An 11,965-nucleotide genomic window follows, 5' to 3' on the forward strand; every position below is an offset into this window, starting at 1 on the left:
TTTGACGAGTTAGGGAATGTGATGATCTCCGACACCATGAGTGAGAGACTAGGCTCACAGTTTCTTGATTTTGTTAACAAACGCAGTTCTTCACAGTCCACACTTGAGGAAACCACCAAACCACCCGCAGACACCCAAACTTCTTCAACTTCCCCTAGTCCCTTACACCCTATCAAAGTTCTCGACCAAGTCATTGCAGGGTATCGCGATTATCTATTAACTGAATTTAGAGCAAAAGACCCCCAATTAAAAGCTTCGTTAGAAAAAGCCATAGACAAACCCTTATTCTTAGCCCAAGAACCGTTTTATCAAGCCCATCGTCCTTTTAAAACTGGTGAAAAATGGCGTGATTTACCTATAGATGCTAAACTCGCCCAAGTCATGCAGCAACGTTCCCGTAGCGAGTTTGCTTATCTACACCAAAGTCAAGCTATTAACCATTTATTAGGAAATAATCCCTCTCCCCTAGTCGTCACGACTGGTACAGGTAGCGGTAAAACAGAAACATTTCTATTACCAGTTATTCAGAATGCGATCGCAGACGCAACAGAATTTCGCAAAAAACCTGGATTGACAGCTATCCTTGTCTACCCAATGAACGCCCTAGCAAATGACCAATTACTACGTATCGAAGATTACCTAAAAGAATCTGGTTGGGATGGGGCAATTACTGTAGCAAAATATGACCGAGGAACTACGCAAAAAGAACGTCAAGCCTTACGTCACAATCCACCGCATATTCTACTAACGAACTACATGATGCTGGAGTACCTCTTAGTTCGTCCAGCCGATAGAGAAGATATTTTTGCTAACCACCGTTGTCGTTTCTTGGTGCTTGATGAGGTTCACACCTATCGAGGAACTTTGGGGAGTAACATAGCTTTGTTAGTACGGCGCTTGCAAACTCATCTTGCTAACGCAAAACAAGACTGGTATTGCGATGTTAACCCAGAAGTACAAGCAAAACGCTATCCGCAATTTCTCCCGGTTGCAACTTCTGCCACAATAAAAAGTGTAGCAGAGGGAGAACACACCTTAGAAGACAGAATTCGCCTGCGAGATGATGCTGTCCAAGAATTTTTTAGTAAAATCTCCGGTGTTGATAAACCAAACATTCGAGTGATTGGTGAAGAACTCGCGGAAATTCAGACACCTCCACAAGCAGTTTATTCTCTCCAACCTGTTAATTTTGCGGACTTGGATATTACAAACCCAGAAGCTGTAAGAAAAGCCCTTTGTGCTTTGGGAGGAATAGAGGACAGTGATAATTTTACCCTCTCTTCGCTCACCTCTCACTCTCGCTTACTGTGGGATTTAAACCGATGGCTAATCCGTTCTCCTCTCTCAATCGCCCAAATAGTCAACAAAGTAAAACAGGAAATTAGTGAGCAATCGCACTTCTCACACACCACAATAGAAAATGAAGTACGAACCGCCTTATTAGTAGGTGCAGCGTTACCAGAAGGGACACCTGGAGCCTTACAACTGCGCGCCCATCGCTTTATTCGTGGTGGTTGGCAATTTCACCGTTGTGTTGACCCCAGTTGCGGTAAACTTTACCCGATGGGTGAAGAACGTTGTGAATGTGGTTTTTATACAGCCCCTCTCTACCTTTGTCGTAATTGTGGTGCAGACTATCTACGTTTTGTAGGCGAACCCACCGCAGCACCACTACAACCCAGCGCTTTACCTGGAGAAGGACAAGAATGGATACTTTACGATCCCAACCGCTTTGAGACTAACGCAGAAATTGATGAAGACATTGACGAAGTAGAAGCAATACCACAAGCTCGCGCGCGCCAAGCCAATCCGAAGAAACTCACACAGATGAAGGGGCGACAAATTTTGGACGGTTCATTTGATACATCTACTCTCTCTTTTAGTAGTGACTCAAATGCCTATCCTTGGCGTGTTACCCTTGCACCAGCCCGTACCCGTTGTTTGTGCTGTGGTGCTACCGCAGGTAGTCGCGATGTCATTACATCTATAGCAATAGGAACATCAGCAGCAGTAAAAGTGCTGAGTGAGGGTTTAGTGGAATCTTTAGCCGTAACCAATCGCCGTCAGCATGGATACGACGGGAAAGAACGGTTATTAATTTTTAGCGACAGCCGACAAGATGCAGCCCATCAAGCAAGATTCATTGTTTTTGCTAGTCGTTATGACAGAATGCGGCGACGGGTAGTGCAGTTATTAAAAGAATATGGCGCGCTATCTTTGCAAAGAGTTGTCGAACTTCTCGGTGAAATGGCTATAAGAGAGCAAGATAATAAGTATGCTCCTGATAACCCGAATGCCTGGATTAATGATGAAAAAATGCAAAGAATCCGTGCTTGGGAAGAAGCTCCTTTGCTGGATGAAATTGCGGTTACGGCTGGTTACCGTGCAACCCTAATCAACTTAGGATTAACACAAATAAATTACCATCGTTTGGACGAGTACGTCAAACAACAAGGTGCTGACATCGCCAGAAGTCTTGGAATATCTCCGGAAAACTTAGAATATCTCAGTCGTTGCTTGCTAGATGAAATGCGACGGCGTGGCTGTGTCAGTCGAGAATTACTATGTTACCATCCCGCCCATCCCAGTTGTCCCAGTTATACCAAAGCTGCTGAGTGGGAAAGGCGGTTAAAGCGACCCCAAGGTTACGCTTTTTCTGGTGGTTTACCTGTTCCTTATATGGATAGCGCGCTCATACCTTTTGGTGTTCAGGTGAATAATCTTTGGCGTAAACCCAAAGTAGGAGGGAGAGGACCTAGTTTAGAACGTATTTTCAAGCACTTGCTTGCACGCCTGAACGGTATCACTCCTAGTGAAGAACACATAGTACAACTGCTGGAATGGTTAATGCATGGCAGTTTTATCGTAGCTACTGATTTATACGGTCAGCGCGAGAAAATTAAGTTGTTGCAGGTAAACGCAGAAGTGTTGCAGTTACAAGAAGCTACAGAACAACAGCGTTACCGTTGCCAAGTTTGCGCTACCCCAATTTTAGGAGTAGGAAATAGTTATCCTTGCCCTCATTGTCGTGGTAATTTGGTACAGTGGCGCGACTCAGAAATTCTGGAGAATCGCTATTTGAAACGAATTCTCTCTAAAGAATTTATTCCCTTAGTTGCAGGGGAGCATACCGCCCAAGTTCCTAACGATGTACGAGTTGAGTTAGAAGAGGATTTTAAAGCCAAAGCTTCTGAATCAAAGGTAAATTTATTGGCTTGTTCGCCTACCTTAGAAATGGGTATTGATGTAGGCGGATTAGATGCAGTGATTTTGCGAAATATACCACCGCGTCCTGATAACTATGCTCAGCGTGGAGGACGTGCTGGGCGGCGTACCCGTATTGGCTTGGTAGTTGGTTATGCTCGTAATACACCTCACGACCAGTATTTTTACGACCAACCGAGTGAGATGATTGCTGGGGAAGTTCCAGCCCCCGCGTTAGCATTGGGTAATCGGGATGTTATTTTCCGACATTTGAACGCGATCGCCTTCGGTACAGCCAAGCCAGGGTTAGCAAGTAAAATGGTAGAGTATATTTCTCCAGCCGGTGAAATTAACCATGAAGCTGTAGAATCACTGGTGGAAGGAGTCCAAGCACAAATCGACCAAGCCGTTGCGATCGCTCTACAAGCTTGGCAAGGGACTGTATTAAGTGAAGCGGGATTAGATGAAATTGCCCTACGCCAACACTTAAATAAGTTACCTGAACGCATTTGGGATGTTATCAACCGTACCACTCGACAGGTTAGGGAACTTAGAACCGCACTTGATACATATTCACTCGAACTTCAAGGGGAACGTGCTGGAACTCGTGCGGCTCAACTCATTGCCCGAATCCTGGGTATCCAAACAGACAAGAAAAATAATAATGCGGAAGCTGATGACCGTTCTTCTGGGTATCCCCTGCGTAGATTTGCTGAATTTGGTATTCTTCCAGGATACGAGTTTCCTACCCAACCGGCAGCACTGCGACTTTTAGGCGACGAACACGAAGAAGACTCCGTAACTGTAGCACGACGTTTTGGCATTGGTCAATTTCAACCTGATGCCCAAGTATTTGCCCGCACCAAACGCTGGAAAGTTGTGGGTTTAGATAACGCTTCCCCTTGGAACCCCAGAACTGAAAGCTCAACTTGGTTGTATCGCTTATGTAACACTTGCAAATTACGGTTTGATGCAGACAAACCTGCTTGTCCTCGTTGCCAAAATAACGCGCCTGGAAAAGCTTATCCTGGTGGGGAGTTTGCTGGCTTTCTGGCGCGACGTGACGAAAGTCCGATTCTGGATGAAGAAGAACGCTACGCCACCCGTAATCTTGTCAAAACTTACCCACAGTGGGACGGACAAGTTGTTGGACGTTGGAAGTTAAATACTGGTTGGGGATTGTGTTGGAGTCGAGATGAAGAAGTACGCTGGGTTAATGAAGGAGTACCGCCGAAAAATCAAGACAGAGAACAAGGTATTCCGTTATTACACGACGAGGCTAAAGGGTATATGTTATGTGGTGAGTGCGGACGAATGCTGCAAAACCCTGATTTACAGCAAGTAGCAACTCAAGGACGCCGCAGAACAAGACAATCCAATCAAGAAGATCCTTATGGTCATGGAGAAAACTGTCCCCAAAAAGGCACAGCACCACGACCTTTGGCAATTGTCACAGTAGGTAAGGCAGAAGTATTAAGATTAATCATACCTGTTCCCACCGCAATAGAAGAAGACGATTTACAGTCTTGGGGGTTGTCTTTAGGTTATGCTCTTAAAGCAGGAATGCAGCACCTGTATATGCTGGATGGTTCTGAGATTGATTTTGAGTTTGAGGGAACTTGGAAAGCCAGCACCGAAGGCAAAAATTACAACAAGATTTCGTTGACGTTTATTGATCCCAGCTTAGGCGGGAGCGGGTATTTACGTCGTATTGCTATTGATTTTCATCAAGTAGCAAAAAGAGCGATCGCGCATTTAGACCATCCAAACTGCGAAACTGCCTGTTACCGTTGCCTGAAATCTTATCAAAATCAACGTTACCACGAACTACTTCATTGGCCTCAAATCATCCCGGCGCTGGAACAACTTGCACAAACACCACCAGCGCAATGTCCCTTAGAGGTTGGTGATATTGACGACCCGTTACCTTGGTTAGAAGCCTATGCAGCAGGGGTAGGTTCGCCTCTAGAGCTAAAGTTTCTGGAACTATTCGAGGAACATGGTTTTTATCCTCAAAAACAAATACCAGTGCCAAGTAAGACCCCAATTTCCGTTGCTGATTTTGCTATACCTGAACGGAGGCTGGCAATTTACATTGACGGAATTGCCTTTCATCAAGGAGGAAACAGACTTCGCGATAAGTTTATCCGCGATCGCTTACGTAATGCCAGCCCACCTTGGCAAGTGGTAGTTTTGAGTGGTGCTGATTTAGCTAGGGGTAAGGCGTTGGTAGAAGAACTCAAAAAGGAGGTATGACCGAAAAACATTCCACAGCGAAGGTTTTACCAATTTAACCCCTTATTATATCTAGTCCATGGAACGATAGGAACTTTATCGGTTTCAGAATCATCATCTTATTCGGTCAACTATCCTTAGATTTGCTGTAAGTTTGTAAGATAGCGCTGTGAGGGACATTAATTTGTCGAGAATTTTTTTCATCAAGTCAAAGCGTACATCAGGGTTAATATGCTTAACCCTGATGGCATGTCTAAGCTTTTATCTAGTTATTGGCGGATCTACACCAGCCTATGCCATGCATATAATGGAAGGCTTTTTACCACCTAAATGGGCAATTTTTTGGTGGGTAGTGGCTTTACCATTTTTTGCTTTGGGTTTGCGATCGCTTACACGTATCACCCGAACTAACCCTGAATTAAAATTACTCCTGGCACTATCAGGCGCTTTTACCTTCGTACTATCAGCATTGAAAATGCCTTCAGTCACAGGTAGTTGTTCCCATCCCACAGGTACAGGATTAGGCGCAATACTCTTTGGACCCCTAGCAATGTCAGTACTAGGTACTCTAGTATTAGTATTTCAAGCATTGTTACTAGCCCACGGTGGTTTAACAACTTTAGGCGCTAATGCTTTTTCAATGGCAATTGTTGGTCCATTTACAGCTTTCTGGATATACCGTTTAGTGATGCGAACTAATCGCCAAAGGTTAGCAATATTTCTTGCATCAGCTTTAGCAGATTTAATCACTTATGTAGTTACTTCTGTGCAACTAGCTTTAGCATTTCCGTCTGCTACAGGTGGGTTTATGGCTTCGTTTATTAAATTTGCAGGGATTTTTGCCATTACTCAAGTTCCTTTAGCAATTAGTGAAGGATTCTTAACAGTGCTTGTCTGGAACTGGCTTTCTAATTATGGACGTCAAGAACTAGAAATGTTGAACAGAGGATAGCGCCGCTACGCGAAAGTCAAAAGTCAAAAGTCAAAAGTCAAAAATGGCAAAATTAAAACCTAAAAATCAACAGATCAATAACTGGCTGTTGCTGTTAGCAGTCGTGGTATTAGCTGTATCACCACTCATTTTAGTTAAAGATGGGAAATTTGGCGGTTCTGATGACCAAGCAAAAGCGAAAATTAACGAGATACAGCCTGACTATAAACCTTGGTTTAAATCATTAGTTGAGTTACCCAGTGCGGAAGTTCAAAGCCTATTGTTTAGTGTGCAAGCAGCAGCTGGTGCTGGAGTGATTGGCTACGTAATTGGATTGTATAAAGGGCGCTCTGAACAAAGAAACCAACACAATGAGAATTCTGATTGATACCTTAGCTTACACTAATCATTTGCGCTGGTTACCGCCAGAACAAAAGCTTTTGTTTGCTACCGTAGTGCTGACCATTGCTGCTTTTGCCCATCCTTTAGTTCAAGTTTTAATTGCTGTTTGGATGAGTATTTGGACAGTTATCTATGCAGGGATCGCCGCCAAAACTTATATGAAATTACTTTATGTGGCCGCTTTATTCTGGTTAACTAGTTTACCGGCCTTAGTACTTAATGCAATCGATATTTCCCAAATACATTTAGTATCGACAGACTCGTTAACAGGCTTGACTTTTGGCTCTTATTATTTATATATCAGTCGCAACGGTCTTGATCAGGCATTGGCAATTTTAGCACGAGCGATCGCCTCTGTATCGTGCTTGTACTTTATCATGCTAACTATCCCCTTCACGGAAGTTTTACAAGTCCTACGGCGCATTGGTTTTCCAGTACTTTTAACTGATCTGCTATTATTGATGTACCGCTTCATTTTTGTACTATTAAATACATCGGCGGAGTTATGGACAGCCCAACAATCCCGTGGTGGTTACCGCACCTTTAGCATTGGCATGAAAAGTTTAGCACTACTGATTGGACAATTACTCAAACGAACCTTAGAGAACTATCGTCAGGTTTCTTTAAGTTTAGCGGCAAGAGGCTTTAATGGAGAATTGCGGTTTTGGCATCCCTATCGTTACAAGCAATCCAAGCGCTATGCGATCGAAGCAGTTTTTGGCTGTGTAGTATTAGTGGGATTAGAATGGAGTCTCTCTGCCTGACAAAATGCAAGAATATTTACTTGAATTTGAGCAAGTACATTACACCTATCAAGGCGCGCAACAATCGGCTCTGAATAATTTAACGCTCAGAATCCCAGCTAATAAACGATGTGCATTGATTGGTCAAAATGGGTGTGGCAAAACAACGTTATTTTTATTAGCTAATGGTCTATACAAACCGCAAAAGGGTACTATACGGTTTCAAGGCAAGGCACTACAATACGACCATAGCTGCTTGATGAAACTGCGGCAAAAAGTTGGGCTAATTTTTCAAGATCCAGAGCAACAGCTGGTAGCTTCTACAGTAGAAGAAGATATTTCTTATGGGTTATGCAATTTACAATTACCAGAAGCAGAAATTAAACAACGAGTCGAGCAAGCTTTAGCTGAGTTTGGGTTAACCGAACTAGCAACTAGACCGGTGCATCATCTCAGTTTAGGACAAAAAAAGCGAGTTTCCATAGCTGATGTGATGGTACTACAACCTAGACTTTTGTTGCTAGATGAACCAACAGCGTATCTGGATCGGTTACACACTCGTAATTTAATGGCGACTCTAAAAAAGATTCATGCAGATGGGACAACAATACTTATGGCAACCCACGATCTTGATTTAGTGTATCGCTGGGCTGACTGGATCTTTGTTATGGATCACGGACAACTTGTTTTAGAAGGAAAACCACAGGATGTCTTCACTCAACGTGACTTCCTTGAAGAGTTACAGCTAGGAGTACCACTAATATATGATATGTTATTTGCTGAAGGAGTTGCGGAAGAAGGCCCTATTTTGGAAAGGGTACGGCAACGGATTTTGAATTTATTCCGCTATTTTTAGACATTGGTTCGTAAGGTGCGTGAGGTAGATTAGTAGGGGCAAATGGCGTACTCTGCGAGAAGCCGGAGGCTATGCCCTTGGACTATCGGTGTACCTCATTTGTCTCAAAACTGCTGTATGTTTTACCATTAATCAATTTTTGCGTCCTAACGCACCGCACAAGCGTTCTCTGATTTGAGAAATGTAAATCTAAGGGCGTGCGCCGCACGCCCCTACACCGAAATATCAATTACGATTGTTGATAACTAGGAAAATCGGTGTAACCTTCTTTATCAAAAGAATACCAGATACTTTGATCCCCTGGGGGATTTAAAGGCCAACCATTAGCAAAACGCTCTACTAAATCAGGATTACTAATTAATGGTCGCCCAAAGGCTACCAAATCAGCATTACCATCTTTAATTGCAGATTCTGCTGTTTCTTGTGTGTAACCGCAGTTAGCTATGAGTGCACCTGTAAACACCTCGCGAAATTCAGCTAACACCATTGGTTCTCCGAAATTGTGAAAACCAAACGCTAGTCCATCCATTAAGTGCAGATAAGCCAGACCATAAACATTCAATTGCTTTGCGACATAAAGAAAGGTTTCTCGGAAATCCTTAGAACCCATGTCATTATAAACACCATTCGGAGCCAGGCGAACTCCTATTCGGTTAGCAGGGAATATAGTTAATATAGCCTCCACAATCTCTTTAAGAAAACGATAGCGATTCTCAATACTACCACCGTACTCATCAGTTCTATGGTTGGTTTTAGATTGTAGAAACTGATCGATTAAATAACCGTTGGCTGCATGAATTTCCACACCATCAAAACCAGCATCTTTAGCTCGCTCAGCAGCTTGACGATAATCTTCTACGACTAGAGGTATCTCGGTTGTCTCTAAAGGGCGGGGTATTTCGTAGGGTTGTTTGCCGATCGCCGTGTGAATGTAGTCTCCTTCAATCTTAAGAGCAGAAGCGGAAACTGGGAGTTGATTATTTTCTTGAAAACTACTGTGAGAAGCTCTACCTGTGTGCCAAAGCTGTAGAAAAAAGGGAGTTCCTTTAGCGTGTACTGCATTCACAACCTGCTTCCAGGCTTGCGCTTGTTCTTCTGAATAAATACCAGGGGTATTTAGCCAACCATTTGCTTGTTTTGAGATTGCAGTAGCTTCTGAAATTATCAAACCAACTGTTGCCCGTTGCGCGTAATATTCTGCCATTAAAGCATTAGGTACCCGCTCCTCACCTGCACGCGCTCTCGTCAAGGGAGCCATTAGCACTCTGTTTTTAAGGGTTAACCCTCCTAAATCAAAAGGGCTCAGCAGTGTTGCGGATAGTGTTTGAGCAGTCATTCGGGTTCCACCTCGAAATAGAATTATGAGTTCTTAAGCAAACTGCACAAAAGCAGCAGATCGCCTAACGAAATGTTTCAAATCTTAATCATATTCGGCGAATAGGATTTTGTGCATCACCCCGATCAAACTGTACGTTCGCTTATTTTCAGATCCAAAGGCTAACACCAAATAGCGGTAGCTTAACGGTAAACGTTGCCCCTTGCCCAAGCCCACTACTTTCGGCACGAATAGTCCCACCGTGAAGTTGCACTAGGTAGCGTGCGATCGCTAATCCCAATCCTAGTCCTTTAGTAGAGTGTGAACTTTTTGCTTGACGAAAACTGTCAAACACATAAGGCAAAAACTCAGCATCTATTCCACAACCAGTATCACTCACCACGATCTGAGCTTGTGTTTCAATTACATGAAGATGAACTTCAATTCTTCCTCCTAGAGGAGTAAATTTGATGGCATTGGTCAGTAGATTCTTCACTCCATGACGGGTTACCGTTATCCAGCACGTCTTCGGCGAATGGTCCCAACAAATGCCAAACCTCTTGGTATCGTTATTTACGCCGCGCTGTACTAGTTTGAGCAAAGAAAAATCCACACTAAAACACTATACATGATATGAGTTGCAGTGTACCTTTTTTCCTGCCTTCTTTATCATAAATCATCCAGCAATTAAACTAAATACTGAAAATAAATATCAAAAAAGCTTAAATCGTTTCTTTCGTTGCCTATGGCTTAGTTAGCTTGACTTTGAGCATTAAGGCTTTTAAATACTTTTACGACATGCTCATATTGGCTTTCTAGTTGAATAACCAGTTGAGAAAGTTTATCGAATGGCTGCTCGTGGGCATTATCTTCCAAAGTCTTACAAATTTTTCCTAGTTGGACTGCACCAAGACTAACACTCGGCGATCGCAAAGCATGGGCTGCTTTGTTTAGTTTTGATCTCTCTTCAGAAGCACAAGCATCCTTAATCGCCGTTATTTTACTTGGGGTATCTTCCAGGTAAACTTCGATCAGTTCAGCAATTAGGCGATCGGCATCACTACCTGCCATATTTCTGAGATCTTGCAAAATACTGTCGTCTATGACTTGTTCCAAACTAATGTTAGGGGATGGTACTGGAGAAGTAACAGAAGTACCCTCCACAGTCTGAGGTATAGGAGATGCTGATGGTTTATTGTCCTGCATAGAAAGTTTTTGGAGAACGGCTAGGAGGGCTTCAGGTGTGATCGGCTTACTAATATAATCATTCATCCCAGCTATAAAACACTCTTGCCGATCTTCTAAGCGAGCATGGGCAGTCATTGCAATAATATGAGGTTGAGTAGTATGGGAGAATTCTCCTCGAATCCGACGAGTTGCTTCTAACCCATCCATTTCCGGCATCTGAACATCCATAAACACAACATCATAAATTTGTTTTTGGAAAGCTTCCAGGGCTTCACACCCGTTATTAGCCACATCTGCCCGATACCCAAACCGCTCGAGCATTTTAAGGGCAATTTTTTGATTCACCAACACATCCTCAACCAGCAGGATCTTGAGAGGTGAATTTTCAGCTAACTGAGCATCAATTGTAGGAAGATTCGTTGGACGAACACGAGAATAAGAGGCTATAGTTTCCTTAGAATTAAAGCCAGTAGACCAAACACCGCGAACTATTTGTAATAGCGTATTGTGTAACTGGTACTGCCGTACAGGTTTATGTATAAACGCAGTAAACACACTTCCCATCTGCTTTATTTCTAAAGCCTGCTTACTCTTAGAACTTAACATTACTAAGGGTAATTTCTTTCGTCTAGGGATGGAGTTGATCGCAGCCGCAAGGTTGAAAGCATTAAGATGGGGGGTATCGATATCTAATATGACTAAATCGAAGTAATCCTGCTCAATCGATTGTAGGGCAGCTGAATTTGAATTAACAGCTTCAATATGTAATCCAAAAGTTTGAAGATGCTTTGTTAAACATTTTGTTAAATTGGCGTTGCCTACTACTAGTAGTAGGCGTTTAGCAATGAGTTCAGGATCGAAACTACAGGTGGTTTTTATTGAAGAGGAATAAGCTTGCAGCTTGACGGTGAAATAGAACGTGGAACCTTTACCCAGCTCACTTTCTACCCACATTCTACCTTGCATGATCTCACACAGACGCTTGCTAATGACTAATCCCAAACCGGTACCACCATAACGTCGCGTCATGGAAGCATCTACTTGGCTGAAAGGTTTAAAAAGTCGATCCAAGCGATTGCTAGGGATACCAA

7 protein-coding genes and 1 pseudogene are annotated in these 11,965 nt (G+C 43.1%); 5 read left to right on the forward strand and 3 right to left on the reverse strand.

Translation table 11 applies throughout. The annotated features are described in order from the left end of the window. Positions 1-21 precede the first annotated feature (21 nt). The 5 genes from G4P69_RS32910 to G4P69_RS32930 all read left to right on the forward strand — a co-directional run bounded on the left by G4P69_RS32910 (position 22) and on the right by G4P69_RS32930 (position 8,371). Positions 22-5,460 (forward strand): DEAD/DEAH box helicase, encoded by a 5,439-nt coding sequence (locus G4P69_RS32910; RefSeq protein ID WP_243903118.1) that lies wholly within the window; start codon positions 22-24, stop codon positions 5,458-5,460. Positions 5,461-5,683: 223 nt separating this feature from the next. Next, positions 5,684-6,391, forward strand: coding sequence for an energy-coupling factor ABC transporter permease (locus tag G4P69_RS32915; protein ID WP_208342797.1), 708 nt, complete (start codon positions 5,684-5,686; stop codon positions 6,389-6,391). A 43-nt stretch (positions 6,392-6,434) separates the two neighbouring features. Then, positions 6,435-6,758 carry an energy-coupling factor ABC transporter substrate-binding protein gene (locus tag G4P69_RS32920; RefSeq protein WP_208342798.1) on the forward strand — a complete coding sequence of 108 codons (324 nt, stop codon included), beginning with the start codon at positions 6,435-6,437 and terminating at the stop codon, positions 6,756-6,758. Continuing rightward, complete coding sequence (gene cbiQ / locus G4P69_RS32925; protein WP_208354025.1) at positions 6,742-7,536, forward strand: cobalt ECF transporter T component CbiQ; 795 nt, start codon at positions 6,742-6,744, stop codon at positions 7,534-7,536. Before G4P69_RS32920 ends, cbiQ begins: the two co-directional genes overlap by 17 nt. Positions 7,537-7,540: 4 nt before the next feature. Then, positions 7,541-8,371, forward strand: coding sequence for an energy-coupling factor ABC transporter ATP-binding protein (locus G4P69_RS32930; RefSeq protein ID WP_208342799.1), 831 nt, complete (start codon positions 7,541-7,543; stop codon positions 8,369-8,371). Between the two features lie 229 nt (positions 8,372-8,600). Here the strand turns inward: G4P69_RS32930 and G4P69_RS32935 are convergent, their stop codons facing one another. The 3 genes and pseudogenes from G4P69_RS32935 to G4P69_RS32945 form a co-directional block, all read right to left on the reverse strand. Further along, a complete protein-coding gene (locus G4P69_RS32935; protein ID WP_208342800.1) occupies positions 8,601-9,707 on the reverse strand; it encodes an alkene reductase in 1,107 nt (368 codons plus the stop codon). Between the two features lie 148 nt (positions 9,708-9,855). After that, positions 9,856-10,182, reverse strand: a pseudogene (locus G4P69_RS32940) (sensor histidine kinase); the annotation flags it as partial. 254 nt (positions 10,183-10,436) lie between these two features. Next, the coding region (locus G4P69_RS32945) for a response regulator (protein WP_208354032.1) at positions 10,437-11,965 on the reverse strand (1,529 nt) is incomplete at its 5' end.

Origin of the sequence: Aetokthonos hydrillicola CCALA 1050 (genome assembly GCF_017591665.1) — a bacterium.
In the GTDB taxonomy this organism is placed as follows: domain Bacteria; phylum Cyanobacteriota; class Cyanobacteriia; order Cyanobacteriales; family Nostocaceae; genus Aetokthonos; species Aetokthonos hydrillicola.

Bases quoted from the DNA above. Each gene is read 5' to 3' on its own strand.
- cbiQ (WP_208354025.1), top strand. From the start codon at position 6,742: ATGAGAATTCTGATTGATACCTTAGCTTACACTAATCATTTGCGCTGG.
- G4P69_RS32935 (WP_208342800.1), bottom strand. From the start codon at position 9,707: ATGACTGCTCAAACACTATCCGCAACACTGCTGAGCCCTTTTGATTTA.
- G4P69_RS32930 (WP_208342799.1), top strand. From the start codon at position 7,541: ATGCAAGAATATTTACTTGAATTTGAGCAAGTACATTACACCTATCAA.
- G4P69_RS32910 (WP_243903118.1), top strand. From the start codon at position 22: ATGATCTCCGACACCATGAGTGAGAGACTAGGCTCACAGTTTCTTGAT.
- G4P69_RS32915 (WP_208342797.1), top strand. From the start codon at position 5,684: ATGGCATGTCTAAGCTTTTATCTAGTTATTGGCGGATCTACACCAGCC.
- G4P69_RS32920 (WP_208342798.1), top strand. From the start codon at position 6,435: ATGGCAAAATTAAAACCTAAAAATCAACAGATCAATAACTGGCTGTTG.